General features: G+C 69.5%; 28 protein-coding genes and 1 tRNA gene. 12 read left to right on the forward strand and 17 right to left on the reverse strand.

Features of this window, described 5'->3' with window-relative positions:
- Positions 1–30: 30 nt before the first annotated feature.
- Entirely contained in the window at positions 31–1,038 is a 1,008-nt protein-coding gene (locus tag Psi02_RS20795; RefSeq protein ID WP_203976610.1) for a S8 family peptidase, read from the reverse strand.
- Positions 1,039–1,242: 204 nt separating this feature from the next.
- Between Psi02_RS20795 and Psi02_RS20800 the strand changes: the two genes are divergently transcribed.
- On the forward strand, positions 1,243–1,740 hold the full coding sequence (locus tag Psi02_RS20800; RefSeq protein WP_239095033.1) for a DUF3145 domain-containing protein: 498 nt from the start codon (positions 1,243–1,245) through the stop codon (positions 1,738–1,740).
- Positions 1,741–1,880: 140 nt separating this feature from the next.
- On the opposite strand, the gene Psi02_RS20805 is transcribed toward Psi02_RS20800, so the two are convergent.
- The 9 genes from Psi02_RS20805 to Psi02_RS20845 form a co-directional block, all read right to left on the reverse strand.
- Positions 1,881–3,299, reverse strand: coding sequence for an acyl-CoA carboxylase subunit beta (locus Psi02_RS20805; RefSeq protein ID WP_203976612.1), 1,419 nt, complete (start codon positions 3,297–3,299; stop codon positions 1,881–1,883).
- 14 nt (positions 3,300–3,313) lie between these two features.
- Positions 3,314–4,543 carry a beta-ketoacyl-ACP synthase II gene (gene fabF / locus Psi02_RS20810; RefSeq protein ID WP_203976614.1) on the reverse strand — a complete coding sequence of 410 codons (1,230 nt, stop codon included), beginning with the start codon at positions 4,541–4,543 and terminating at the stop codon, positions 3,314–3,316.
- Positions 4,544–4,617: 74 nt separating this feature from the next.
- A complete protein-coding gene (locus Psi02_RS20815; RefSeq protein ID WP_203951643.1) occupies positions 4,618–4,857 on the reverse strand; it encodes an acyl carrier protein in 240 nt (79 codons plus the stop codon).
- Positions 4,858–4,919: 62 nt separating this feature from the next.
- Positions 4,920–5,876, reverse strand: a complete 957-nt coding sequence (locus Psi02_RS20820; RefSeq protein WP_203951642.1) for a beta-ketoacyl-ACP synthase III — start codon at positions 5,874–5,876, stop codon at positions 4,920–4,922.
- Entirely contained in the window at positions 5,873–6,769 is an 897-nt protein-coding gene (locus Psi02_RS20825) for an ACP S-malonyltransferase (protein WP_203976617.1), read from the reverse strand. Before Psi02_RS20825 ends, Psi02_RS20820 begins: the two co-directional genes overlap by 4 nt.
- A 117-nt stretch (positions 6,770–6,886) precedes the next feature.
- A complete protein-coding gene (locus Psi02_RS20830) occupies positions 6,887–8,035 on the reverse strand; it encodes a PucR family transcriptional regulator (RefSeq protein WP_203976619.1) in 1,149 nt (382 codons plus the stop codon).
- 184 nt (positions 8,036–8,219) lie between these two features.
- Positions 8,220–8,672, reverse strand: coding sequence for a DUF350 domain-containing protein (locus Psi02_RS20835; RefSeq protein ID WP_203976621.1), 453 nt, complete (start codon positions 8,670–8,672; stop codon positions 8,220–8,222).
- A 16-nt stretch (positions 8,673–8,688) separates the two neighbouring features.
- Positions 8,689–9,852, reverse strand: coding sequence for a glutathionylspermidine synthase family protein (locus tag Psi02_RS20840; protein WP_203976623.1), 1,164 nt, complete (start codon positions 9,850–9,852; stop codon positions 8,689–8,691).
- Positions 9,852–10,646, reverse strand: a complete 795-nt coding sequence (locus Psi02_RS20845) for a hypothetical protein (protein ID WP_203976625.1) — start codon at positions 10,644–10,646, stop codon at positions 9,852–9,854. The genes Psi02_RS20840 and Psi02_RS20845 overlap by 1 nt, the downstream gene beginning before the upstream one ends.
- A 145-nt stretch (positions 10,647–10,791) precedes the next feature.
- Here Psi02_RS20845 and Psi02_RS20850 point away from each other — a divergent pair, with 145 nt between their 5' ends.
- The 4 genes from Psi02_RS20850 (at position 10,792) to Psi02_RS20865 (ending at position 13,704) form a co-directional block, all read left to right on the forward strand.
- Positions 10,792–11,832, forward strand: coding sequence for a PHP domain-containing protein (locus Psi02_RS20850; protein ID WP_203976627.1), 1,041 nt, complete (start codon positions 10,792–10,794; stop codon positions 11,830–11,832).
- A gap of 95 nt (positions 11,833–11,927) precedes the next feature.
- Positions 11,928–12,386 (forward strand): helix-turn-helix transcriptional regulator, encoded by a 459-nt coding sequence (locus Psi02_RS20855; RefSeq protein WP_203976629.1) that lies wholly within the window; start codon positions 11,928–11,930, stop codon positions 12,384–12,386.
- Between the two features lie 41 nt (positions 12,387–12,427).
- Positions 12,428–12,868: a carbohydrate-binding protein gene (locus tag Psi02_RS20860; protein ID WP_203976632.1), complete on the forward strand. Its 441-nt coding sequence runs from the start codon at positions 12,428–12,430 to the stop codon at positions 12,866–12,868.
- Positions 12,869–12,990: 122 nt separating this feature from the next.
- Entirely contained in the window at positions 12,991–13,704 is a 714-nt protein-coding gene (locus Psi02_RS20865; protein ID WP_203976634.1) for a helix-turn-helix transcriptional regulator, read from the forward strand.
- Between the two features lie 514 nt (positions 13,705–14,218).
- Here Psi02_RS20865 and aceE read toward each other — a convergent pair.
- Positions 14,219–16,972 carry a pyruvate dehydrogenase (acetyl-transferring), homodimeric type gene (aceE, locus tag Psi02_RS20870; RefSeq protein WP_344052584.1) on the reverse strand — a complete coding sequence of 918 codons (2,754 nt, stop codon included), beginning with the start codon at positions 16,970–16,972 and terminating at the stop codon, positions 14,219–14,221.
- A gap of 655 nt (positions 16,973–17,627) precedes the next feature.
- Here aceE and Psi02_RS20875 point away from each other — a divergent pair.
- The 7 genes from Psi02_RS20875 to Psi02_RS20905 all read left to right on the forward strand — a co-directional run bounded on the left by Psi02_RS20875 (position 17,628) and on the right by Psi02_RS20905 (position 20,862).
- A complete protein-coding gene (locus Psi02_RS20875) occupies positions 17,628–17,822 on the forward strand; it encodes a DUF1918 domain-containing protein (protein WP_203951633.1) in 195 nt (64 codons plus the stop codon).
- Between the two features lie 9 nt (positions 17,823–17,831).
- Positions 17,832–18,239, forward strand: a complete 408-nt coding sequence (locus Psi02_RS20880; protein ID WP_203976636.1) for a secondary thiamine-phosphate synthase enzyme YjbQ — start codon at positions 17,832–17,834, stop codon at positions 18,237–18,239.
- A gap of 138 nt (positions 18,240–18,377) precedes the next feature.
- Positions 18,378–18,806, forward strand: a complete 429-nt coding sequence (locus Psi02_RS20885) for a DUF3052 domain-containing protein (RefSeq protein WP_203951631.1) — start codon at positions 18,378–18,380, stop codon at positions 18,804–18,806.
- 74 nt (positions 18,807–18,880) lie between these two features.
- Complete coding sequence (locus tag Psi02_RS20890) at positions 18,881–19,336, forward strand: peroxiredoxin (RefSeq protein WP_203976638.1); 456 nt, start codon at positions 18,881–18,883, stop codon at positions 19,334–19,336.
- A 123-nt stretch (positions 19,337–19,459) separates the two neighbouring features.
- The gene (locus tag Psi02_RS20895) at positions 19,460–19,789 is read left to right on the forward strand and encodes a hypothetical protein (RefSeq protein WP_203976640.1); all 330 of its coding nucleotides are present in this window, start codon (positions 19,460–19,462) and stop codon (positions 19,787–19,789) included.
- 29 nt (positions 19,790–19,818) lie between these two features.
- Entirely contained in the window at positions 19,819–20,775 is a 957-nt protein-coding gene (locus tag Psi02_RS20900) for an ROK family protein (protein ID WP_239095034.1), read from the forward strand.
- Between the two features lie 15 nt (positions 20,776–20,790).
- A tRNA-Val gene (locus tag Psi02_RS20905) sits at positions 20,791–20,862 on the forward strand.
- A gap of 93 nt (positions 20,863–20,955) precedes the next feature.
- On the opposite strand, the gene Psi02_RS20910 is transcribed toward Psi02_RS20905, so the two are convergent.
- From Psi02_RS20910 to Psi02_RS20935, 6 genes are all read right to left on the reverse strand, one after another.
- Positions 20,956–22,083: a tyrosine-type recombinase/integrase gene (locus tag Psi02_RS20910; RefSeq protein WP_203976642.1), complete on the reverse strand. Its 1,128-nt coding sequence runs from the start codon at positions 22,081–22,083 to the stop codon at positions 20,956–20,958.
- A complete protein-coding gene (locus Psi02_RS20915) occupies positions 22,084–23,658 on the reverse strand; it encodes a replication initiator (RefSeq protein ID WP_239095035.1) in 1,575 nt (524 codons plus the stop codon).
- A gap of 223 nt (positions 23,659–23,881) precedes the next feature.
- On the reverse strand, positions 23,882–25,303 hold the full coding sequence (locus tag Psi02_RS20920; RefSeq protein ID WP_203976647.1) for an FtsK/SpoIIIE domain-containing protein: 1,422 nt from the start codon (positions 25,301–25,303) through the stop codon (positions 23,882–23,884).
- An 85-nt stretch (positions 25,304–25,388) separates the two neighbouring features.
- Complete coding sequence (locus Psi02_RS20925; protein WP_203976648.1) at positions 25,389–25,715, reverse strand: hypothetical protein; 327 nt, start codon at positions 25,713–25,715, stop codon at positions 25,389–25,391.
- Positions 25,715–25,987, reverse strand: coding sequence for a hypothetical protein (locus Psi02_RS20930; RefSeq protein WP_203976649.1), 273 nt, complete (start codon positions 25,985–25,987; stop codon positions 25,715–25,717). Before Psi02_RS20930 ends, Psi02_RS20925 begins: the two co-directional genes overlap by 1 nt.
- The gene (locus tag Psi02_RS20935) at positions 25,987–26,403 is read right to left on the reverse strand and encodes a plasmid replication, integration and excision activator (RefSeq protein ID WP_203976651.1); all 417 of its coding nucleotides are present in this window, start codon (positions 26,401–26,403) and stop codon (positions 25,987–25,989) included. The genes Psi02_RS20930 and Psi02_RS20935 overlap by 1 nt, the downstream gene beginning before the upstream one ends.

Below are 26,403 nucleotides of genomic sequence, written 5' to 3' on the forward strand. Positions count from 1 at the left end.
GCATCGAGGGGGGAACGCTGCGTGAGCACACTATCGATCCTGAGTGACCATGACCCCGAGATCCGGAATTCGCCGGCCGCCCGCGAGCACGTGCCGTACGGCGTCGCGGGGCGGCATGTCCCGGCACAGGCGGGCGACGGCTCCGGTGACGATCGCGGTCGCGAACGACGTGCCGCTCCAGGCGGCGTAGCCGTGGAAGGCGGAATGCTCCACGAAGCTGCTCGTCAGGCCGACGCCCTCGGCGCAGGCGTCGACCCATGGCCCATGCGCGGAGAAGTCCGCTCTGGCGTCCCCGTCGAGGGCCCCGACCGCGAGCACCCCGGGAAGCGCGGCGGGCCAGAAAGGCCGGGCGGAGCCGGTGTTGCCGGCGCAGGCGACGGCGACGGGAAAGGCGCTCAGCGCGTCCTCCAGCCCCACGGGAGGCCGGTCGTCGAAGGTGTGACCCCCGAAGGAGAGGTTGAGGACGTCGATCCGGTCGTGCCGCAACCCGGCCAGGGCCCGCAGCAGGGCGGCCTCGTCGCCGACGCCGTGACTGTCCAGCAGTCGCAGGGCGCGCAGGCGCACGCCGGGAGCCTGCCGGAGGATAAGCCCGGCGACGAACGTGCCGTGCCCGGCCTGCTCGTCGAGCGCGCCGTCTCTGTCGGCGTCCGGCGTCTCGGCGACGTCGTCCCGATACCAGTCGAGCAGCCACGGGTGCGGCGCCAGGCCCGTGTCGAGCACGCCGACCGTGACGTCGCAGGCATCCCCCTTCTCGTACGGCACCGCGGGCGCGGGCGTCGGCCGGCTGCCGGGACCGCCGAAGTACAGCGGCTGCCCGACGATGAGGTGGTTGGGCGAGGCGACGTGGCCCCCGTCCCGCAATGTGGCGGTGAGGTCGAGCACGTCCACGCCGGGCGAGAGCCGTACGTGGTGGAGGGGGCCGGCCGGCGCGGCGTCGTCGGCCCAGCGCGAGACGGCGGCCGGGGCGGAGGTGAGAAGCTCGCCGGGCCGGATGAGGGCGGGCCGGTCGGGGAGGTGCTCTACCAGCCGGGCGCGCATCCGGACATCCTTCGCGGGGGAGTCACGAGTAGATCACGATAGGTGCCTTTCCCGATCCGGAGCGTTAACAAGCCTGATTCGCTATGACCTCCCTCTGGTGCCGGGCCACGACGGACGGTAGTCTCTCTTACGTTTGAAACTTGTGATCATCCCAAACTATGAGGCCGTTGGGGAAGGCGCACCTCATGGGATTTGGGAGGTCCGGTGGCTGCTGCTCGTGGCGTCCTGTACGTCCACTCGGCTCAGCCTGCGTTGTGCCCGCACATTGAGTGGGCGGTCGCAGGCGTTATTGGCGTACCCGTCGACCTGACGTGGACAGCTCAGCCCGCCGCGCCGGGGACCTTACGGGCCCAGGCCGAGTGGGAGGGCCGTCCTGGCACGGCTGCCGCGATCACGTCCTCGTTCATGGGCTGGCAGCGCATCCGATTCGAGATCACCGAGGACGCCTCACCGGGCGTGGACGGTTCCCGGCATGCCTACACGCCGACGCTCGGCGCCTTCACGGCCGTGGTGGGCGCGAGCGGCGACATCCTCGTCCCCGAGGATCGCCTGCGCAACGTCATGCTGATGGCCGCGCAGGGCCGTGCCGTCCTCGACGACGAACTCGACCGCCTGCTCGGCAAGCAGTGGGATGAAGAGCTCGAGTCGTTCCGCTACGCGGGAGAGGGTGCGCCGGTCCGCTGGCTGCACGCCGCCGTGTGATCACCGGCTGATCCCGGCGGGGCCGACCCGCCGATCACCGTACGGCGACGCCGAAGGCGCCGGCCCCCCACGGGACCGGCGCCTTCGGCGTCGTATGGGTGCCGGATCAGCGGTGGATCACCGCCGGACCCGTCGCCCGATCAGAGCGGGATGTTGCCGTGGGCGCCGCGCGCCGGCGTGGCCTGTGCGATGACCCGGGCGATCGTGCCGCGCGTCTTGGCCGGCTCGATCACCTCGTCGATCACCCCGAGGTCGATGGCGCGCTGGAGGCCGCCGGCGACCTTCTCGTGCTCCTCGGCCAGGCGGGCCTCCAGAGCGGGACGCTCCTCCTCGGAGACCGCCGCGAGTTCGCGCCGCTTGAGGACGCGGACCGCCGCGACCGCGCCCATGACGGCCACCTCGGTGGTCGGCCAGGCGAAGACCCGGGTCGCGCCGAGGGAGCGGGAGTTCATCGCGATGTAGGCGCCGCCGTACGCCTTGCGGGTGACCAGTGTGACCCGCGGCACCGACGCCTCGGCGAAGGCGTGCAGCAGCTTGGCGCCGCGGCGCACCACGCCGTCGTGTTCCTGGCCGACCCCGGGAAGGTAGCCGGGCACATCGACGAGGACCACCAGCGGGACGCCGAAGGCATCGCACATCCGCACGAACCGGGCGGCCTTCTCCGCCGAGGTGGAGTCGAGGCAGCCACCGAGACGCATCGGGTTGTTCGCGACGACGCCGACCGTGCGGCCGCCGAGACGGCCGAGCGTGGTGACCATGTTCGGCGCCCACTTGGGGTGCAGTTCCACACCCGGCTCGTCGAGCAGGCCGTTCACGAGGGGGTGGACGTCGTAGGCCCGGCGGGGATTGTTCGGCAGCAGGCTGCCGAAGTCGGCCTCGTCGACCTCGCGGACCCGGCCCTGGTGACCGAGCAGGGTGGCGAGCTGGCGGGCCTTGAGCAGCGCCTCCGGCTCGTCCTTGGTGACCACGTGGACGACGCCGCTGCGCTTGCTGTGCGGCTCGGGGCCGCCGAGCGCCGCCATGTCGATCTGCTCGCCGGTGACACTGCGGACGACGTCGGGCCCGGTGACGAAGATGCGGCCGTTGTCGGCCAGGATCACGATGTCGGTCAGGGCGGGGCCGTACGCCGCGCCGCCGGCCGCCGGGCCCACGACGACGGAGATCTGGGGGACGACGCCGGAGGCCTTCGTCATGGCGGCGAACACGCGGCCGACCGCGTGGAGGGATTCCACGCCTTCGGCCAGGCGGGCGCCGCCGGAGTGCCAGACGCCGATCACGGGAACGCGTTCCCGCACGGCGACGTCGTAGGCATGCACGATGTGCTCGCAACCCTCGGCGCCCATCGCGCCGCCCTGAACCCGGGCGTCGCTGCAGAAGGCGACGACGGGCACGCCCTCGATGCGGCCGGTGACGGCGCGCACACCACTCTTGTCCTCGGGGGAGATCGGCCGGACGGAGCCCTCATCGAGGAGGTGGCCGAGACGCGCGCTGGGGTCGCGAGGGTCGACGGACTCCTGTTCGGAGTCCCCGGTCACCGTCCTGTTGTCGAGCACAGTCATGCGAGACTCCTTGGTCAAACAGATGTGAAGGCAACGGCGACGTTGTGCCCGCCGAACCCGAACGAGTTGTTGACCGCGGCGATCTGCCCGCCGGGCAGCTTGCGCGGCTCGGCGCGGACGATGTCCACGTCGATGCCGTCGTCCAGATCGTCCAGGTTGATGGTCGGAGGAACGATGCGCTCGGTCAGCGCGAGGATGGTGAAGACCGACTCGATGCCGCCCGCTCCGCCGAGGAGGTGACCGGTCATCGACTTGGTCGAGGTCACCAGCGGGTGCGTGCCGACCGCCTCCTTGATCGCGATCGTCTCGACGACGTCGCCTGCGGGGGTGGAGGTCGCGTGGGCGTTGACGTGGACGATGTCGGCGCCGGTCAGCCCCGCGCTCTCCAGGGCCCGGCGCATGGCGCTCTGAATGCCGGCGCCGCTGGGCTCGGGCTGGGCGATGTGGTGGGCGTCGGAGGAGTATCCGGCTCCCGCCGCCACGGCGTAGATCTTGGCGCCGCGAGCCCGCGCGTGCTCCTCGGACTCCAGCACGACGATGCCCGCGCCCTCACCGAGGACGAACCCGTCACGTCCCTTGTCGAACGGCCGCGACGCGCGGGCCGGTTCGTCGTTGCGGGTCGACATGGCCCGCATCGCCGCGAAGGAGCCGATGTTGAGCGGGTGGATGGCGGCCTCCGTGCCGCCCGCGACCACCACGTCGGCACGGCCGTCCTTGATCATCTGAACGCCGTAGGCGATGCCCTCCGCGCCGGTGGCGCAGGCGCTGACAGGCGAATGGGTGCCCGCCTGCGCGCCGATCTCGATGCTGATCCATCCGGCGGACCCGTTCGGCATGAGCATGGGCACGGTGAACGGCGAGAGCCGGTTCCAGCCCTTCTCCTTGAACACGTCGTAGGCCGCCAGGATCGTCGTGATGCCGCCGATGCCGCTGCCGACGGCCACCCCCAGCCGCGTCGGCTCGACCTCCGGCTTGCCGGCGTCCTGCCATGCCTCGCGGGCCGCGATCAGCGCGAACTGCTCGGCACGGTCGAGCCGCCTCGCCTCAGGCCTGGGGAGCACGTCCCCGGGGTCGACCGCCGACAGGCCGGCGAACTTCACCGGCACGGAGTCGATCCAGTCCTCTGTGATCGTGCGGACTCCCGACCGCCCGTCGAGGAGCGCCGACCAGGTCGAGGCGGCGTCCCCACCGACGGGCGTCGTCGCGCCGATCCCGGTGACGACCACTACCCGGTCCTTACTCACGTTTCTGCACTCCTCTTTGGTGGATTAGGTGAACGTGCCGGACCCGGCACGTTCACCGGGCCCGTGCCGACCGGCTAGGCCTGGATGAAGTTGATGACGTCCTTGACGGTCTTCAGGTGCTTGAGCTGGTCGTCGGGGATCTCGACGCCGAACTCGTCCTGCGCGGCGACGGCGATCTCGACCATGGAGAGCGAGTCGATGTCGAGGTCGTCCACGAAGCTCTTCTCCGGGGTGACCTCGACCGCCGGGATGCCGGTGATCTCGTTGACGATCTTGCCGAGGCCAGCCAGGATCTCCTGCTCGGTCAGTGCCATGTCGCTAGTTCTCCTTGAATTCATGGATTATCTGGATCTTGTACGGCAAGCCGTACAAAGCCTTAAGGGAGCTCGATCACCTGAGAGGCGTAGGTGAGGCCCGCGCCGAAGCCGAGCAGCAGGGCGAGTCCGCCCGAGGGCACCTCACCGCGCTCGATCATGCGGGACAGCGCCAGCGGGATCGACGCGGCCGAGGTGTTGCCCGCCAGGACGATGTCCCTGGCGATGACCGCGTTGTCGGCGCCGAGCTTGCGGGCGATCGCCTCGACGATGCGGAGGTTGGCCTGGTGGGGGATGAACGCGGCGAGCTCGGCGGGGTCGACGCCCGCACGCTCGCACGCGGCCTTGGCGACCGGGTGGAGCGCGGTGGTCGCCCAGCGGAACACCGTCTGGCCTTCCTGCTGGAGGAAGGAGTTGCGGTCCCTGACCATGATCGCTTCGGACTTGTCGCCGGCGCTGCCCCAGGCCACCGGGCCGATGCGGGGTGTCTCCGACGGGCCGACGACCGCCGCACCCGCTCCGTCGGCGAAGATGACGGCGGTGGTGCGGTCATCCCAGTCGACCCACTGGCTGAGCTTCTCGGTGCCGATGACCAGCACGTTCGTGGCCGACCCCGCACGTACGGCGTCGTTCGCCGCGGCGAGCCCGTAGCAGAAGCCCGCGCACGCGGCGTTGACGTCGAAGGCGCCCGGCGCCTCGATGCCGAGGCGGTGCGCGACCCGGCCGGCCGCGTTCGGGATCTGCGCCTCGAGGGTGCAGGTCGCCACGATGACCAGGTCGATGTCGCTGCTGGACAGACCACTCGCGGCGAGGGCCTTGCCGCCGGCCTGGACCGCGAGGTCGATCTCCGACTCCTGCGGGCCCGCGACGCGTCGCTCCTTGATGCCGACGCGGCTCTGGATCCACTCGTCGCTGGTCTCGATCCGCTGCGCGAGGTCGTCGTTGGTCACGACATCGGCGGGCTGATAGCCGCCGAACGCGAGGACCCTCGCGCCGGGAGAACCTTGGCTGAGCCTCACTTGAGCACCTCTCGGGCGGCGTCGAGATTGTCGGGAGTCTTGAGTGCGACGGTCTTCACACCGGGAAGGCCGCGGCGCGCGAGTCCGGTCAGAGTACCGCCGGGCAGCAGCTCGATCATCGCGGTGACGCCCTCCGCCGCCATGGTCGCCATGCAGGCGTCCCACCGGACGGGGTTGGCGACCTGCTTGACGAGGCGGTCGACGAAGTCGGAGCCGGTGGCGACCAGGGCGCCGTCCGCGTTGGACAGCAGTCTCACCGTCGGGTCGCCCGGGGTGATGCCGTCGGCGGCCTGACGCAGGTGGTCGACCGCGGGGGCCATGTGGACCGTGTGGAACGCGCCCGCCACCGACAGGGGGATCAGGCGGGCCTTGGCCGGAGGGTCGGCCTTGAAGGCCTCGAGCTGCTCGAGGGTGCCGCCCGCGACGATCTGGCCCGCGCCGTTGATGTTGGCGGGCGTGAGGCCCTGCCCGGCGATGGCGGCGAGTACCTCGTCCTCCGCACCGCCGAGGACGGCCAGCATGCCGGTCTCGGTGACGGCCGCGGCCTTGGCCATCGCCTGGCCGCGTTCCCTGACGAGGCCGAGCGCCTCCTCGCGGGTGAGCACACCCGCGATCGCGGCGGCGGCGAGCTCGCCCACGCTGTGTCCCGCGACCAGGTCGGGCGTGACGCCGAGCACGTCGAAGGCGGCGAGGGCGGCGGCCACGAGCAGCGGCTGCGCGACCGCGGTGTCGCGGATCTCGTCGGCGTCCGCGGTCGTGCCGTACGCGATGAGATCAAGGCCGACGATCTCGGACCAGGCGGAGATACGGTCACGGAACTCGGGGATCTCAAGCCATGGGCTGAGGAAGCCTGGAGTCTGGGCACCCTGGCCCGGGGCGGCGATGACGAGCACGTAGTCAACCCTGCCCTGTAGAGGTTCGCCACACTGATGGAGATCCGAACGAACTTTGGGCCCGCTGGTTTGTGGGGTACCTACAGTTTCCGTTTCGCTGCGGTTAACGCGGGCCCGCTACATTACGGACAGACGGCCGAGTATGAGCCCCACCTGGAGCGTGAATGCGGATCTGCCCTCCGTGGGCTGGTATCCGGTCAGCTCGGTGATCTTCTTGAGCCGGTAGCGCACGGTGTTCGGATGGACGAACAATAGCCGCGCGGTGGCCTCCAGCGAGGTTCCTTGCTCGAGATAGGTCGCCAGAGTGTCCAGGAGAGGCGTGCCCGCGAGGGGTTTGTAGACGTTCTCCACAAGCTGGGCCCTGGCGTCGTCGTCGCCGTCGAGGGCGCGCTCGGCCAGCAGGTCCTCGGCGAGGACGGGCCTGGGCGCGTCCGGCCAGCCGGAGGCCGCCCGCAACCCGGCGATGGCGGCGCGCGCCGAACTCGCCGCGGCGTGCAGGTCGGGCACCTCCGGGCCGATCACGATGGGGCCGGGGCCGAACCGGGGGACGACGCTGCGGGCCGCGTCCTTGACGCTCGCGGCGCCGCCGACGATCACGATCAGGCGGTCGCCCTGCACTCCGGCGAGCAACTCGTGGCCCACCCTGCGGCCCTTGTCGCGGAGCCCGTCGATGATGCTCTGCGGATCGTCGTCGGGCGCGTGGCCCGCGAAGACCATGACGGGCGCGGACGTCCAGCCGAGTGCCGCGGCCCATGAGTGCAGGCCGTCGTCCACCTGCCCGCGCACCAGGGCGTCGACGATGAGCGCCTCCAACCGGGCGTCCCAGGAGCCGCGTGCCTCCGCCTCCCGCGCGTACACCTGGGCCGCGGCGAAGGCGACGTCGCGGGTGTAGCGGAGCATCGCGTGGCGGAGCACGTCCGCCCCGCCGGGCGCGGCGAGCTCGTCGACCTGGGCCTCCACGACCTCCACGACGATGCGGACGAGGTCGACGGTCTGCTGGAGGGACACGCTGCGCTTGAGCTCGCGCGGAGCGGTCCCGAAGAACTCGATGCTCGGCGTGGGCCGTCCCTCGCCGGCGTGGCCGAACCACTCGACGAACGCCGCGATGCCCGCCTGGGCGACCAGGCCGACCCACGACCTGTCCTCCGCGGACAGCGCCCGATACCAGGCGAGCTGCTCCTCCATGCGGGCCATCGCGGCCGTGCCCAGGCTGCCCATCGCACGGTCGAGCCGTCGCGCCGTGTCCTCCTGGACCTTCACGTTCATGACGCCTCCCCGGCCGGCCACGCGAGCGGCGGTGTTGTCATCGTGCCCATCGTCGCGCGCCTGTCGGCCGTCCTGCTCTCCCGCTCGCTCACGTCTCTAGCGTGCCAGGTCATCCGGGGTGCTGCGGCACGCAGCGCGGCACGGCGGGTTGTGGAGGCCGTCTGCGCGGTCATCTGTACAGGTCCTAGATGACCGCGACCGCGGTGACCAGGCCGATGACGAAGTGGGTGACGGACAGCAGGAGGGCGGCCGGCTGGAGGGTGGGCTCCTGGACGAGCTCGCGGACGGAGATCCCGGCGACCCGGTCGAACACCACCATCCCGAGCGTCTGCGCGACGATGCCGACGAGGCCGAACACGAGCGTGGCGAGCAGCCCCTCCCGCAGAACACCCCCCGACGACCAGATCGAAGCCGCCACGATCAGGCCGACGGCCGCGAGGCTGGAGGAGGCGAGCAAGGTCGCGTTCGGGTTGCGCTCCGCGCGGATCACCTTGCTCAGCCGTCCGGGCGTGGCCAGGTCGATGACGTAGAAGCCGACGACGAGCAGCAGCACACCGAGGATCGCGTAGGCCAGGATCGCCAGCGAGCCGTGCCCGAGGACCTCGGCGAACGACGTGGCGGGGGGTGCGGTATTCATCGTGAGGCGGTCGCTTTCATCCGTGGATCCGGTGGGGGACGAAGGAGGAGGTGTCGTCGGTGATCAGGCCGGAGGTCTCGCGGATGCCGAGCCCGGCCGACTCGTCGTCGACCATCCAGGCGCCGAGGACCGGCCGCCAGCCGGAGAAGTCCGGCAGCGGAAGGAACTCCTGGTAGACGAACCCCTCGGCGCCGTAGTCGCCGTCGGTCTCGACCGTGAGGCCGGGGGACACGACGCGCATGGACGCGCCCTCGCGGCCGAGCAGCGGCTTCTCGACGTATCCGGGGCCGTCGGCGAGGTCGCGCGGGCCGTCGAGGTAGGCGGGGAGCAGGTTCGGGTGGCCCGGGTAGAGCTCCCACAGGACGGCCAGCAGCGCCTTGTTCGACAACAACATCTTCCATAGGGGCTCGATCCAGGCCATCGAGATCTGCTGGGCCATGGCGTGCGGCCCGAACGGCTCGGCGACGATCCACTCCCAGGGGTAGAGCTTGCACAGGGAACGGACCACCCGGTGCTCCATGTCGACGAAGCGCCGGTTGAGCGCGTCCCAGCCGATGTCCTCCATGGCGAGCGCGACCGTTTTCAGCCCGGCCTGCTCGGCGGTCTCCTGGAGGTAGGCGAGCGTCATCACCTCCTCGCCCGTCTCGTCGGCGCTCGTCCAGGCGAAGTGGACCGGGCCCGTCGGCAACGTCAGCGCCTTCCACCGGTCGATCAGCCGTTCGTGGATGGAGTTCCACTGATCGTCGTCGGGAAAGACGTCGCGCAGCCAGAACCACTGGACGATGGAGCTCTCCACCAGGCTGGTCGGGGTGTCCGCGTTGTACTCCAGCAGCTTGGCCGGCCCCGTCCCGTCGTAGCGCAGGTCGAACCTGCCGAAGACGTGCTGGTCACGCCGCCGCCAGGACTCCACGACGGCCCCGCGCCAGGCGGGCGGGACGGCGAAGTCGCCGAGCCGGTCGTGGGCGACCACGTGCTCGGCGGCCGCGAGGCACATCCGGTGCAGTTCCTCGACCTGCTCCTCGAGATCGAGGACCTCGTCCATGGTGAAGACGTAGTGGACGCCCTCGTCCCAGTAGGGCCGGGACAGGCCCTCGGGGTGGGCCGAGCGGTGGAACGCGAGGCCCTGCGACTCCACGGTGGCGGCCCAGTCGTCCCTCGGTCGTGACGCCTCCCTGCGCATCAGCCGCCGCCGCCCACGTGGAAGCCGAATCCGCCGCGCTGGATGACCCGCCCCGACCGCGTCGATATCTGCGAGCCGGACGGCTTGATCGTCGTCCCGTTGATGACCCGCCCGGCCAGGCGGGCGCCGCCGTAATACCACCCGTAGGCGCCGTGGGAGCCGTGGTAACGCGTGTCGTCGCAGTAGTCGTCGCTGACAACGGCGTACGAGCCGTCGGCCTGGCGGCTGGAGGTGTCGACGCAGTCCGCGTTCACCTCTTCGTAGCGGTTCTGCGCGACGCAGAATCCGACGACCAGGGTGGACAGGCCGCCGAGCATGCCGAGCTTGATCACGCTCGACTTCTTGACGCCGCCCGGCCGCCGATGGATGGGCGGGACCATCCCCATCGGCGGAGGGCCGGGCGCTCGGCGAGGTGGCTCCTGCCGAGGGGGACCTTGTGAAGGTTCCTTCTTCGGAGCGGCGCCCTCGGGCGGGGCGTCCTTGGAGGCGGCGGCCTCGGGACCGGGGTCCTTTGGCGGGGTGTCTTCGGGGGCCACGTCCTTGGGGGCGGCGTCCTTTGGTGGGGTGTCCTTGGGGGCGGTGTCCTCGGGACCGGGGTCCTTTGGCGGGGTGTCTTCGGGGGCCGCGTCTTCGGGGGTCACGTCCTTGGGGGCGGCGTCCTTTGGTGGGGCGTCCTTGGGGGCGGTGTCCTCGGGAACGGTGGCCTCGGGGGCGGCGTCCTTGGGGGCGGCGTCGTGCGGGGTGCGGTCGTCAGGGGTGGGATTCTGCGGGGGGTTCTCCCCGGATTCCGTCATCGAGCTCCCCCCAGTAGCCAATCTGTGCAGATCAGTCGAACGATAGCGCCAGCCAGACGAACGGGACAGGGCGATGTTTGGTTCCCGGGCGGCCGCACGGGTATGGCCCGCGCGTGCCGGACCCGCCCTCGGGTAGCGTGCCGGTGTGGATCCGGTCGATGCGCTGAAACGGATCGCCTTCCTCCTGGAACGGGCGGGCGAACCCACCTATCGCGTCCGCGCCTTTCGCGGCGCGGCCGCCACTGTCGGCGGTCTCCCGCATGACGAGCTCGTACGGCTCGCGCGGACCGGCGGCCTCGGCGACCTCAAGGGCATCGGCAAGGTCACCGCTCTCGCCGTCACCGAGGCGCTGAACGGCGACGTGCCCACCTACCTCCGGCGCCTGGAGGACACCGCCGACGTCGACCTGGACGAGGCGACGTCCGCGCTGCGCGCGGCGCTCAGGGGCGATCTGCACAGCCACTCCGACTGGTCCGACGGGGGGTCGCCGATCGAGGAGATGGCGGCCGCGGCGCGGGCGCTCGGCCATGACTATCTGGCGCTCACCGACCACTCGCCCCGGCTGACGGTCGCGAACGGCCTGTCCGCGGACCGGCTCCGCACCCAACTCGACGTCGTCGAGGAACTCAACGCCGGCTTCGCGGCCGAGGGCGGGGCGTTCCGGATCCTCACCGGGATCGAGGTCGACATCAACGCGGACGGCTCCCTCGACCAGGAGCCGGGCCTGCTGGAGCGGCTCGACGTCGTGGTGGCGAGCGTGCACTCGCAGCTGAAGATGGGCGCCGGCGACATGACGCGGCGCATGGTGACGGCCATCGCCAACCCGCACGTCGACGTGCTCGGCCACTGCACCGGCAGGATCGTGCAGGCGGGCGGCAAACGGGGTGGGCTGCGGCCGGAGTCGGCGTTCGACGCCGAGATCGTGTTCGAGGCGTGCAGGCGGTTCGGCGTCGCCGTCGAGATCAACTCCAGGCCCGACCGGCTGGACCCGCCGAAGCGGCTGCTGCGGCTCGCCTACGAGATGGGCTGCTCCTTCTCCATCGACTCCGACGCGCACGCTCCCGGTCAGCTCGACTGGCAGCGGTTCGGTTGCGCGAGAGCCGTACAGTGCGGGATCGGTCCCGACCGTGTCGTCAACACGCGACCGTGGGACGAACGGCACGCCTTGGGTGACGCCTCCGGGTGATGCCGCGGGGTGACGTCTCGGGGTGATGGTGGTGTGGCGTCTGGGTGAGGCGTTTTCGTGGGGTTTCACCGGGCTCGTCGGCGTAGCTTCGAATCATGGACCGCCGCGACGCCCTGGTGGAGGAGCTCCGCGCCGGCGGCCGGCTCTCCGCCCGCGAGCTGGCGTCGCGCCTCGGAGTGAGCAGGCGCACCGTCATCCGCGACGTCGCGAGGCTGCGTGAGGCGGGGGTGCCCATCCGGCTCGACCCCGGCGGATACACCGTCACGGGGCTGGATTCGGTCAAGCGGTCGATCGACCAGGCGCTGCTCGGACGGCGGGTCCTGCGGATCGAGTACGGCGACGGGCGGGGCGCGGTGACGTCCCGGGACGTCGAGCCCGGCATCTGCCTCGGCGGAAGGGGCGGCCACTGGTACCTGGTGGCCTGGTGCCGCCTGCGGGACGACGTCCGGGTCTTCCGCCTGGATCGGATCGTGTCGGCGGCCGTCACCAGCGAGCGGTATCCGGAGCCCGCGCCCGACCGTCTCGCGGACCTCGCGGACGCCGTCGGAGTCTGACGAAAAGGCGGCTGGGCGCGCAGGGGCCGCGCTGGACGATCATGGGGATCGGCTTCTACCGGTCGCCCCAGGTGCCGTGGGCGACCGGCGGCCAGGGGGCCGTGCGGTACGAGGCGGAGAACGCCGCCATCTCGCGCGGGGTGGCCGAGTCGAACCACGCCAGGTTCTCCGGCACCGGCTTCGTCAACTACGACAACGCCGCGGGAAGCTACGTGCAGTGGACGGTGAACGCCGCGGCGGCGGGCGCGGCGACGCTCAGGCTCCGGTACGCCAACGGCACGACCACCGGCCGGCCCATGGACATCGCCGTCAACGGCACCACGGCGGCCGCGGGAGTGGCCTTCGACGGCACCGGAGCGTGGACCACCTGGCAGACCAGGACGCTCACCGTCAACCTGAACGCCGGGACGAACACGGTCAGAGCCACCGCCACGACGGCCGGCGGCGGTCCCAACGTGGACTACATCGAGATCCAGCGGTGACCGGGCCCGCGCGGCTCATGGGGACGAACGGGTCTCCGCGCCTCCGGGCGCCGGCGTTCGCGTGGGCATGGGGGCGCGCGGGGGCGCCGTAAATGTCGGTGGTGTGGCTTACCGTCTCGCCTGTGAACCGTACCGACCGGCTCTACGCGATCGTCGAAGACCTGCGGGCGATCTCCCCACGCTGCAGGTCCGCCCGTGATCTCGCCCGCCGGTTCGAGGTCAGCTCGCGCACCATCGAGCGGGACATCGCGGCCCTGCAACAGGCCGGGGTCCCCGTCTACGCCGAAGTGGGGCGTAAGGGGGGCTACGCGCTCGACAAGAGCATGTCGCTGCCCCCGCTCAACTTCACCCCCGCGGAGGCCGTGGCCGTCGCGATCGCGCTCAACGGGGCCGACCGGCAGCCGTTCGCGGACGACGCACGGAGCGCGTTGCGCAAGCTCGTCGCCGCGATGCCCGGTCACGAGGGGGACCGGGCGCGGCAACTGGCCGGCCGCGTGCAGATCATGACCTCCGATGCGCCCGAGCGGCCGGGGGACGGCCTGGTCACCAGAGTCGTCGAGGAGGCCGTCCTGCAGGGTGTCGTCCTCGAGATCGAGTACGCCGACGCCGAGGGCACGCTGACCGCGCGGCAGGTCGAGCCCGGCATGTTCGTCGGCGGGCGCACCGGCTCGTGGTATCTGGTGGGCTGGTGCAGGCTCAGAGAGGCCGTCCGCGTGTTCCGGCTGGACCGGATCATGACCGCGGCGCTCACCCGGCAGCGGGCGCCCGCCCGTCCGCTGGAGACCTTCGAATCGGACCTCTCCGACATGATCGTCCGGCACCCCGCGCTGGACTGAAAGGGCGGGACCGAACAGACGAACAACTCCGACCGAAACACCGACAGGGGGTTGTCGCCACTCACTGTGAAGCTTGATCCGACGGCTTGGAGCATCTGCAGCAGTGAGGAGGGCGGCCGTGAGCATGCCTGCGATCAACACCGTGGCCTATGTCCAGGACACGCCGGGCAACCTCTTCCAGATCTTCGCCGAGGCGGGTTCCTGACCCGCTGAAGCGATCCTGGGCCGTCCGATCGCCCGCCGGGACCCCGTTCCCGTGCTTCCCCCTCCGGCACTTCCCCCACGGCGACCTGCCATCGGGCCGAGAGGGCGATCGGACGGCCCCTCCCACGTTCGGCGCGGTACGCCGTGCCGCGCGGGCTGACGCCGGGCTGAGAGGAAGCCGCGGGACGCCGGGCCGCGCCGCGCGGGCTGACGCCGGGCTGAGAGAAAGCCGCGGGACGCCGGGCCCGCAAGAACAGAAACGGCCCCCGCCGTGGCGGGAGCCGTACTGCTGAGTGAACCCTCGGAGAGGTCAGACGCCCATCGACTGGGTGTCGTTGGTCTCCGGAGTCGGGTGGCCGACCACCTCGGTCACGCCGTTCTTGAGGTGGTAGCGGGCGACGGCCTCCTGAAGCACTTCCTGCTTCATCTCGCCACGCTTGACCAGCTGGGTCAGCACCGCCAGCGTGATCGAGGCCGCGTCCACGTGGAAGTGGCGGCGCAGCGCCGACCGGGTGTCCGACAGGCCGAAGCCGTCGGTGCCCAGCGAGGACCAGTCTCCCGGCACCCACTGCGAGATCTGGTCGGGAACCGCGCGCATGTAGTCGCTGACGCCCACGAGCGGCCCCGGCACGCCGGCCAGCTTGCTCGTCACGTACGGGATGCGCTGCTCGGCCTCGGGGTTGAGCAGGTTGTGCTCATCGACCGCGAGGGCGTCCCTGCGCAGCTCCGACCACGACGTGGCCGACCACACGGCCGCCGACACGCCCCAGTCGTCGGCGAGCAGGCGCTGCGCCTCCAGCGCCCACGGCCCGGCGACGCCCGAGGCGACGATGTTCGCCTTCGGCCCGTCACCCGTCGCGGGAGCGAAGAGGTAGAGACCCTTGAGCACGCCCTCGACGTCGAGGTCGGCCGGCTGGGCCGGCTGCTGGTAGGGCTCGTTGTAGACGGTGAGGTAGTAGAAGACGTTCTCGGGCTGGTCCCCGTACATCCGCCGCAGACCGTCCTTGACGATGTGCGCGATCTCGAACGCCCACGCCGGGTCGTACGACACGGCGGCGGGGTTCGTCGAGGCGATGAGCGGAGAGTGGCCGTCCTCGTGCTGGAGGCCCTCACCGTTCAGCGTCGTGCGGCCCGCGGTGGCGCCGAGCAGGAAGCCGCGGCCCATCTGGTCACCGAGCTGCCACATCTGGTCGGCGGTGCGCTGGAACCCGAACATCGAGTAGAAGATGTAGACCGGGATCATGTGCTCGCCGTGGGTGGCGTAGGCGCTGCCCGCAGCCAGGACCGACCCCATCGAGCCGGCCTCGCTGATGCCCTCGTGCAGGATCTGACCCTCGGTCGACTCCTTGTAGGACAGCAGGAGGTCGCGGTCGACCGCCTCGTACGTCTGCCCGTGCGGGGAGTAGATCTTGGCGGTGGGGAACATCGCGTCCACGCCGAACGTGCGCGCCTCGTCGGGGATGACCGGCACGAAACGGTGGCCGATCTCCTTGTCGCGCATGAGGTCCTTCAGGAGGCGGACGAACGCCATCGTGGTCGCGACGTTCTGCTTGCCCGAGCCCTTGGACAGCTGCTTGTAGACGTCGTCGCCGGGCAGCTTGAGCGGCTTGGCCCGTACTACGCGCTTCGGCAGGAAACCGCCGAGCGCGGCACGGCGCTCCTTCATGTAAGCGATCTCTTCGTTGTCCGGGCCCGGGTGGTAGTAGGGCGGCAGGTCGCCCTCGAGGTCCTTGTCCGGGATCGGCAGGTAGAGCCGGTCGCGGAACTCCTTGAGCTCGGCCTTGCTCATCTTCTTCATCTGGTGCGTGGCGTTGCGCGCCTCGAAGTCCTTGCCGAGCGTCCAGCCCTTGATGGTCTGGGCGAGGATGACGGTCGGCTGGCCGACGTGCTCGCGGGCCGCCTTGAAGGCCGCGTAGACCTTGCGGTAGTCGTGGCCGCCGCGCGACAGCTTGCGGATGTCGTCGTCCGACATGTGCTCAACCATCTTGCGCAGGCGGGGGTCGCCGCCGAAGAAGTTGTCCCGGATGTAGCCGCCCGACTCGACCGAGTAGGTCTGGAACTGCCCGTCAGGGGTGGTGTTCATCTGGTTGACCAGCACACTGTCGACGTCCGCCGCGAGCAGCGGGTCCCAGTCGCGGCCCCAGACGACCTTGATGACGTTCCAGCCCGCGCCGCGGAAGTACGACTCCAGCTCCTGGATGATCTTGCCGTTGCCGCGCACCGGGCCGTCGAGCCGCTGGAGGTTGCAGTTGATCACGAAGGTGAGGTTGTCGAGCTCCTCACGCGAGGCGACTCCGATGGGACCGAGCGACTCGGGCTCGTCCATCTCGCCGTCGCCGAGGAAGCACCAGACATGGCTGCGGCTGGTGTCCTTGATCTTGCGGCTGAGCAGGTAGCGGTTGAACCGCGCCTGGTAGATCGCGGCGAGCGGGCCGAGGCCCATGGACACCGTGGGGAACTCCCAGAAGTCCTGCATCAGCCGGGGGTGCGGGTAGGAGGGCAGGCCGTGGAAGCCCTGCGACAACTCCTGCCGGAACGCGTCGAGGTCGGTCGCCGACAGGCGGCCCTCCAGGAAGGAGCGGGCGTAGATGCCCGGCGCCGCGTGGCCCTGGATGAAGACCTGGTCGCCCGACTCGCCGTGGTCCTTGCCGCGGAAGAAGTGGTTGAAGCCCACCTCGTACAGCGATGCCGCGGAGGCGTAGGTGGCGATGTGGCCGCCGACGTTGGTGTTCGCGTTGGCGCGGCTCACCATGACCGCCGCGTTCCACCGGATGTAGGCCCGGATCCGGCGTTCGACGTGTTCGTCGCCGGGGAACCACGGTTCCTTCTCCGGCGGGATGGTGTTGATGTAGTCCGTGCTGCGCAGGCCGGGGACACCGACCTGGTGTTCACGGGCGCGCTCCAGCAGGCGGAGCATCAGATAGCGGGCACGGGTGCGGCCCTCGGTCTTGATGACGTTGTCGAGCGATTCGAGCCATTCCTGGGTCTCGCTCGGATCGACATCAGGCAACTGGCTGGGTAGGCCGTCGCTGATGATCGAGAAACGCTGGCGTCCGGAAGCCACTGGGTCTCGCCTTCCGAGAATGGACATTGGTCACGTCGGATCTTGCTGAACTCTTGCCGGCCGGGGGTGCGTCCTGCTGGATCGCCGCTCCTCTTGGTCTTCCATCCTTGCTCTTCGGTCCAGAAAGCGCATCTCTACTCCCCGGTAACCAAAATGTCCCTGCTGGCAGCAGGGCTGGGATGGCTTAGACCACCGATGGTAGGACGATTTTGGCAAACCGCCCACTTGCTCTGTGCGGTGGGGCCGATCTAAGCCGTCTGTGGGGCTCGTGCCCGTGGACGCTATACGACTCCCGTCGGGTACTTCCCCCCGGGACCGCCCTCTAAATGGAGGACGGGCCCCTTCTCTGGTGGCGTGAACATCGGTGGGGCGCCGGGCGGCCCGGGATGCCGGTTTTCGCGGATTTTCGGGGTGATGTGTCCGCTGTCCCGCCCAGCCGCCGGCGGGTCCCCGGGACGGCGGGGGAGGCGTCGAGGGGGGCGCCGAGGGGGGCGCCGAGGGGGCGGCCGCTTTGATCATGACGGCGACGGCGACCGAGCCCATATCCGCAGCGTAACGTTTTGGTATGTGTTGTCCCCTCCTCTCGAGAGGGTGGGGTTTCTCCTCTTTCCAGGTGGCGATAGCCGTATCAGGCTCAGAGAGGGAGGGGATCGAGATGCACGCAACCGTTGGCGACAGGCTCGTGGTCCACGGTGCCGTCGTCGGAGAGCACGACAAGTGCGGCGAGATCATCGAAGTGCGTGGGTCCGGTGGCGGGCCACCTTTCGTGGTCCTCTTCGAGGACGGGCACCAGGCGCTGGTCTTCCCGGGCCCTGACGCTGTGATCGAGCAAGGCCAGAGGGGATCGTAGTATCACGCTGTGAAGTCGAGGGAGATCCAGGTGCGCACCGGCTCGCGCGAGCGGGTCCACGACATCACCCAGGAGTGTGCGGATTTCGCGCGCGAGTCCGGCGAAGACGGGCTGCTGCACGTGTTCGTGCCGCACGCGACGGCGGGCATAGCGGTGATCGAGCTCGGATCGGGCAGTGACGATGATCTGCTCGCCGCTCTCGGTGATCTGCTTCCCGCCGATGACCGCTGGCGGCATGCGCACGGCTCTCGGGGGCATGGGCGATCGCATGTCATGCCCGCGCTCATTCCGCCGTATGCGACGGTTCCCGTGCTGGGTGGAAGGCTCGCTCTGGGGACGTGGCAGTCGGTCGCCGTGATCGATCTCAACGTGGACAACCCGAACAGGCGTGTTCGTTTGTCGTTTTTGTCCAATTAACAGATAACGGTGCGGGTCACCGGCCGTGGCGACCGTTGACGACGATGGGTCACAGCGTGTGGACTGTGCCGAAGCATGGCTCTCCGGAGCCGGACGACCGCACAAAAGAGCGGGGTCACCCAAGCAGGAGGGATGAACGTGAGCGCGACCGCGGGTCAGGCGCAAGGCGAGCGCGGCCTGGCCGAAAGACTCGGCCTCAAAGCCGGTCAGGTGGTGCAGGAAGTCGGCTGGGACGAGGACAGCGACGAGGCGCTGCGCCAGTCCATCGAAGAGCTGACCGGCAACGAGATGGTCGATGAGGACTACGAGGACGTCGTCGACGTCGTGCTGCTGTGGTGGCGCGACGAGGACGGTGATCTGTTCGACGCCCTCAGCGACGCGATGACCGCACTCGCAGACGGAGGCCAGATCTGGCTGCTGACCCCGAAGGCGGGGCGTGACGGCCATGTCGAGCCCAGTGACATCGGCGAGGACGCGACGACCGCGGGACTGTCCCAGACGAGCAGTGTGAGTGCTGCCAGGGACTGGTCGGGGACCCGGCTCGTCGCCCCGAAGGCTCGCCGCTGAGCTGACCCTGCCGTACGGCTCGGCTGCGCCGTACGGCAGGAATGGTGTGCGGACCACGTCCGGGAGGACAGTTCATGGCGGCAGAGGTCGGGGCGATGGCCCCGGACTTCGAGCTCAAAGATCAGCACGGTGCCCCTGTCAGGCTTTCCGGCCTTCGGGGCAGGAGGATCGTGCTCGTCTTCTACCCGCTGGCGTTCAGCCGTGTCTGCCAGGGAGAGCTGTCCGCAATCCGGGACGATTTCGTCGTCTCGGCGGCTGACGACGTCCAGGTGCTGACGATCTCGGTCGACTCGATGTTCAGCCACCGCGTCTGGGCCGACCAGGAGGGATATACCTTCTCCTTGTTGTCGGACTTCTGGCCACACGGAGAGGTGGCCAGGTCCTACGGCGTGTTCGACGAGGAGAAGGGCCTCGCCTTGCGCGGAACGTTCATCATCGATGCGCAGGGCGTCGTTCGCTGGAAGATCGTCAACGAGATCGGCGCCGCGAGGGATGTCGTCGAGTACCAGAAGGTGCTCGACGGCATCTGATCAGCTATTTCGCGTGATTTATCGCGTCTTAACCGCCCGAACCTTGTCTTCTGGACCTCGTTCGAGTTACCTGAATCTTGTGTCCGGGTCTCCTGGCCCGGACTGCCTTTATGGGAGGCGAACATGCCCTGCTATCGGTGCGGGGCCCGGCAGACCGACCCTGTCCGTGGCGCCAGCCCCTGGAAGCGTGGAGTCCGCGGCGAGACGCAGGTCCTGATCTGCCCGGACTGCCAGCGCGCCCGCGACCTCGATCTCGACGCGTGCTCTTCATGCGCGTCCACTTCCCTGATCCGCCGCCTCGGCGAGGTCGAATGCCGCTCCTGCGGTTCCGTACGGCAGGCGCGGCCCGAAGAGCCGCACGTCGCGACGGGGAAGCCGAGCAGGTCCACCGGCGCGCCGGGGCTGCCCGCCGAGGTGGAGGCCGCCCTCGACCGCGTGCTCGGACGCTCGTGACCATCACTGAAACCCCAGGAGTCACACACGTGGACTATGTCGTCGGGCTCGACGTGGGCGGTACGACGATGAAGGGTGGCCTGGTCACGCGCGACGGCGAGGTGACGGCTTTCGAGGGACGCCCCACCGGGCGTGAGGAAGGTCCCCAGGCCGTGGTGGAGGCCGTCCGCGCCTACTCCGGCGAACTGGTCGAACTCGGCACCGCCCGGTTCGGGGCTCCACCGGCCGGCATCGGCCTGGCCGTACCCGGCATCGTCACCGCGTCCACGGCCGTCTACGCCGCGAACATCGGCTGGCGGAACGTCCCGGCGTCCGCGTTCGTCCCCGAAGGCATCCCCACGCGGCTCGGCCACGACGTCCAGACCGGCGGACTCGCCGAGAGCGTGCTCGGCGCCGGCCGTGAGGCCGACGACTTCCTGTTCCTGCCGATCGGCACCGGAATCGCCGGCGCCGTGATCATCAAGGGCGAGCCGTACGGCGGCGCCCGGGGCTGGGGCGGCGAGATCGGCCACGCGCCGGTGTGGCCGACGGGGGAGAAGTGCGCCTGCGGCCAGGTCGGCTGCCTGGAGACCTATGCCTCGGCTTCCGCCGTGGCCCGGCGCTTCGAGACCCGCACCGGCCGTACGGCCACCGCGAAGGAGGTCGTGGCCCTGGCGGCGGCCGGTGACCAGGTGGCCGCCCAGGTCTTCGGCGAAGCCGTCGAGGCGCTGTCGATCTCGCTCGCGACGTACGTCCTGCTGCTCGATCCTTCGGTGATCGTGCTGGGCGGCGGGCTGGGGGAGGCAGGCCGGGTCCTGTTCGACCCCTTGGAGGAGCAACTGGCCGGACGGCTGGCGTTCCGGGATGCGCCTCCACTGCGTCAGGCGGCCCTCGGCATGCGTGCCGGAATGCTCGGCGCGGCCCTGCTCGGATGGCGTGCGGCGGGGGCGTTCGACGTGGGGCGAGGCTGGTCGCTCGATGTGCTGAGAGGCGGTCGTGTGTCGTAAGGTGTAGTCCCGTCCGGGCGGTTAGCTCAGCGGTAGAGCACTCGCCTTACAAGCGAGGGGTCACTGGTTCGAACCCAGTACCGCCCACCTGCGAAAAGAGCCCCGCCAGCGATCATGCTGCGGGGCTCTCGTGCCATTAGCGTGCCATTAGCTCTCGTGGTTGCGTGCACTTGAAGATCCTCAACCGTCGCGTGGACGGGCTTGCGTGATCGTGTCGTCCATGGCGTTGGCGATCTTGCGGTCGGCCTCGGCGGTGCTGTGTTGGTAGATCAACGCGGCGCGTACGGAGTCGTGTCCCATCCGCTCCATGAGATCGCGAAGGGTCGCGCCGGAGCCGGCCGCGATCGTGTTCCCGGTATGCCGGAGATCGTGGAAGTGGAGACCGGAAAAGCCGATCTTCCTTGTGTTCTCATCCCACTTGGCCGCCCGTCGGAAGTTGCTGCGCCGCAGGATGCCGCCGCGCGCTCCTGTGAAGATCAGCGCGTCGTCTTCTGAGTCGGTGAACTTGTCGAGGTGATCGCGGAGGGCGGGGACGATTGCCGAAGGGATGGCCACTGTGCGGACGCCGGCTCGTGACTTGGGTGGTCCGGCGAGGAGCTCTCCGGTGTCCAGTTCGACGTGCTGTTGCCGAACGCTGACGGCGCCCGCGTTGAGGTCCAGGTCCATCCGCCGCAGGGCCGCCACCTCACCCCATCGCAGGCTCGCGAAAGTGGCCAGCAGGATCAGCGCTCGGAGGCGTTCCCCGACGAGATCGGCGAGTTGGAATACCTTGGCCACGGTGAGCACCGGTCGTTCGTCCGGCTTCTCTTCGCCGGCACCGCGGATGCGGCACGGGTTACGCGGGATGATCTGGTCGTCCGCAGCGGTCATCAGCACGGCCCGTAGGAAGCGGTAGGACTTGGCCACCTCGGACGGGCCGACACCCTTTCCCGCGAGCGTCGCCCGCCATTCGCGAACCATCGCCGTATCGATCTTGCTCAACGGGACGTTGCCGAGATACGGGACCACGTATCGGCGCAGCAGCCCCATATAGATCTCGATTGTGCGAGGCCGGAGGCTGGTCCGCTCTGCGATCCACTTTGAGGCGTAGTCGCCGAGCTTGACCTTGGCCCGCTGAGGGTCGGTCCAGTTTCCGGTAGTGAGCTTGGCCTCCATGAGCGACAACGCCTTGTCGGCCTCGCGCTTTTGCTCATACGTCGTGTCTCCGGTCCGCATCTGCCCGTCAGGACCGGGATAGCGGATCTGGAACCGGCCGGAGGGCAGCTTGCGGATGCTGCCGAACCGCCGCCGCCCGTCCTTGCTCGCCACCTACGCCGCCCTCCCTTCAGTTGCCGAAAGATCTTGTCCGTCTGCTTGGGCCTGTAGCTGGTTCATGTGGTTGCGCCAGCGTTGGCGCTCATGGACTGATCGCAGGAGTCGCACGGCGATCGGGGGGACGTTGGCGTCTCCGTTGGGGACTTGCCGCCAGACGTACCGGTGCGGATCAGCGGGCTTGTCGGGCAGGCCGAGGGCTTCCAGGACCCAGGTGCGGCGGTCCTGCTTGTGCTCGGTGAGGGTCTTGTTGGACCACTTGCGAGAGACGAGCACGCGCCGGCCCGCGTAGCCGAGGTGTTCGGGCTTGTGCGCCTTGCTCTTGCACCGGCCGGGAGCCATCCCCGGCTTGGCGCCCTTGGGCTGCACCCCGTAGCGGAGCCAGTTCGGGCAGGTGGGGGAGCAGGGCTCGAAGCGCAGTGCTTCCGTGAAGCGTTCGACGTGCGCGCGCTGGGCCGGGTCGTCCGGGTCGATGTCGTCGCTGATGCTCTTGGTGAGGTATTTGGACAGGTAGCGGATGCAGGTGTCGGCGTCGGAGGTGCCGGCGAGCACGCTCTGTATGTCGTGCTGCTGGCCGAAGCGGATCACGTGAAGGGGGCCGGCCTCGTCGTCCTGGTCGAGTTGGTTGAGCGCCTCGTACCAGGTGGGCAGCATTTCGCCGGTGTCCGGGTCGAGGTAGCCGCAATCCTCAGCCCAGACGGGTAGCCGGTCACCGTCGAAGCGGATCACGTCAGTGGGTGGCCACCACACCTGGTGGTAGGTCGCTGCGATGATCTGTCGGAGCTCCGCGCGAGGCAGGGTCCCGCGGATCGCCATGTGCAGATGTGGTGCCAGCCGTTTCTGTGGTTCGACAGCCGCGAAGTACTGCACGTCGAAGCCGGCCACACGGCGCAGGTTCTGCACGAACCGGTCGACCAGCTTGGAGAAGTGCAGCGCATCCCGAGCCGCACCCGCGTAGTCGTACCTGTCCGGGTCAGTCGGGATCCCGTTGTTGACGCGCCCGTACGACGGCAGCGTCAGCGTGACGAACATCGACGGCCGGAAGGTCTTGCCATCCGAGCCGGTGAAGGTCCGTCCGAGCGTGGTCTTGGCCATCTTGCGCTTGGGCAGGTCCGGAGCATCCTGCCGCCGTCTCGTCGACCGGGACCGCTTGCCCGTTGTCCGGCCGAGGACGTTTCCCCGCATGCCCGCGCTGTTGATCTCCTCGTCGAGATCATCGATGGCGGCGGCCAGATCGTCGGTGGAGTCGCCGGCCTGGTCTGCCTGCTCTCGCCAGACCTGGGCATCGGCTCGCAGCCCGACGAGGTAACGCTGGTGGTCGTCCGCCGGCTTCGGGGTGTTGGCCGGTTCTTCTGCGAGGTGCCAACCTTCCCGGCACTGCGCTTTGCGGAGCTGCTGATTCCGCTTGGCGCACGGCGGGCATTTGGCTTCCAGTGTGGCGCCGCAGGGGACGTCGACGATGTCCGCCTGGCCGGTGTGGCTGTCGATCCGCCGGAATGGAATCGGCCGGATGCACACCCCGTACTGCTTGGCGAGTTCCTCGACGACCTTCCGGGCGAGCGGCATCGCCATCCGCTCAGCCCGAGGTAGGGACCGATCGTTGGGGTGGGTCACCAGTCACCTCCGAGCGGTCGTCCATTGCTGGGGGAGTGGGGGAGGGGTGCCGCATCGACGAGGACAGTGGCTTTCTGACCGCATTCGTGGCACTCGACGAAGCCTCGGACCGGGTCGAGCCACAGCACGTTCAGCGCACCGCAGCAAGAGCAGCGAAGGTCATCGAGGAAGTGGGCGAGACTCAACGGCTTACTCCCTCGAAGTCGGCGACCATGGCGCGGATGTCGTGGTCGGAAACGTAGGCCGCCCGCACCCGGACCGGATCGGGTGAGGTTTCGAGTCGGACGTAGCCGACGCCCGCGCCGAGCTGTGGGATGGGTGAGATGTGGTCAGCCAGTGCGCCCCGGTCCCGTGCGCCGTCGCCCAGGACCATGTCGACCTGTTCGGACTCATCGAGCCGAAGCGCGATCTTGTCGGGGAACAGGTTGCGGATGTTCATGACCTCTTTGCGCGGGTCCTGAAGCGCCGCCAGGACGCCGACACCGACCGCGCGCCCCTGCGTCGTCAGGGTCGCCAATGCCGCGCTGATCTGCTGCTTGAGTTGCCGGTCGGACTGGTACGCGGTGAGGAACGCGACTTCATCGACGATCACCAGGACGAACGGATCCTGAATGGTCGGTGTGTGGTTGCGTTGGAGGCCGGCGAACCGGTCGGCCCGCTCCTGCATCACGCAGACCACCTCGTCGAGCAGGTCGGCGCACTGTTTGGGATCGGCCGCGTACCGGTCGCCGAACAGGGGACGGCCGAAGGAGAGCTCCATCCGTTTGGGGTCGAGCGCCCACACCTGGACCAGGCCCGCCCGCATCGCCGGGAGGAGCCCGCGGATGGTGCCCCACAGGAACGAGCCCTTGCCCGTACCCGTGGCGCCCGCGACGAGGACGTGAGTGCCGTGGACTTTGAGGCGGAGCGGACGGCCGTCCTCCTGTTGTCCGATCTCAACTGGCCCGACCGACGCCGCGTCGGGGACGGGGACGGCCGGCAACGGGTTCGCGAGCGGGTCACGGCGGGGGAAGGTCAGCACCAGTCGTCCGGCACGTTCGACCGCCACCCGGCACGACGGAGCGCCGAAGCCGTGGGCGAGGTTGTCGGTCCGGTCGGCCCAGTCCTTGACCGCCTGACCGCCGAGCATGCGGACGGTGACCCGGTCGGCCCACTCGTTGCACTCGACGCGGACGAGTCGGGGGAGGTAGTCGCGCCCGCGGAGGTGCCGGGCGAGGCCGGCGACGGTCAGGACGGGTTGCCAGTGGCGCCGGTAGATCCAGAACCAGCGGGCGAAGGCCAGCAGTCGCCAGCCCACCCAGCGCAGGAACGATGCCCGGTCGAGGGAGAACCAGGACAGGCCAACCGTCAGGACGAGGCCGAAAACGACCAGGGCCAGGCCGTAGCCGTACCGGACCCAGACGACGCCGACGAGCACAGGAACGGTGACAGCGAGCGGATGCCGCCACACCAGCCGGACCAGCCGCGGGACCAGACGGCACAGCCACAAGACGAGACTGATGATCGCGGGAGTATGGACGACGGCCGGACGGAACACCACGGCGGTGTCAGGGGTGGTGGAGACGAGACTGCGTGTCTCGTCACCAGGCAGTTTCTTGAACACTAGGCTTGTACTCCTCTCGAACATTGCTGTGTGCGGGAGACCTGGGGGCCGCCGGAATGCCAGTTCCAGCGGCCCCACCTGCATGTCAGGCCGCCACCTCGTCGCCAGGGGCGTCGAAGCGTGCGGGGGTAGCCGACTGCTGGGTGTGCAGTCGCTCGCAGTCGGCCAGGTAGCGCGCGGCAGCGTTGAAGATCTGCCGGGCGACGTCGAGATCTTTCGCGGTAACCGGACCGGCCCCAGTGGTCGAGACCGACACCCGCGCCTCGCTGGAGTCCAGGCCCAGGTACGGCCGACCGGTGTTCAGCACCGAGGCACTCACCCGAAGGTCGGGCGTGTGGAACGAGACGCCCAGGTGCGGAACCTCGCCCGGCTGGATCGATACCGTGACGTGGGTGTAGGGGGCGAGGGTCATCAGGCCGCCACCCCGCGACCGTTCGGCAGTCCGTGAAAGGTCCGCTCGACCGACCGCGCGAACGAGGCCGCCTCGCGAGCCAGGCCTTGGGCGAACTCCACATCAGCCGCCGTCACCTCGTCGGCCGCGGACGTGGTCACCAGCACCTGCACCGAGCCGAAGCGCAGTTCCAGCACCGGCGTCCGCACCGGATAGCAATGGTTCTCCGCCACCGCGCCGGAACCGCTGTTCAGGTTGATCACACTCGCCGGGCGAGCCTTGGCCCGGCCCATCACGCCGCATCCTTCGCAGCCGCAGCCGAACGGGACGCACCCGAGCGGGGAGCGCGCATCTCGCGCACTCGGATCGAGTAGGCCAGCCGTCCCGACTGGTTGACGTACGGCGTGACGCTGACCCCGTCGAACTCGACCGGCGTGAACGGTAGCCCCGCCATCGGCGCCGGGGGAACCGGCTGGATCGGAGCCAGGATCTTCACCGCCACCGTCTTCTGAGCCGGCTTGAGCGTCGGGTCCGCGTCCATCACCGCGACCTGCCACACGAGTTCTCTCGTCTGCTTGTCGCGTGCCTGGACGAACCGCCCGTTGGTCGAGGCGTCGAAGTCCTTGACCTGCTCGACCTCCCCCACGACGTAACAGCCGTGCGGAAAGACCATGTCGAAGGTCACCGGTATCGGTCCCTGTAGTGCCAT

This window comes from Planotetraspora silvatica (assembly GCF_016863315.1).
Lineage (GTDB): Bacteria > Actinomycetota > Actinomycetes > Streptosporangiales > Streptosporangiaceae > Planotetraspora > Planotetraspora silvatica.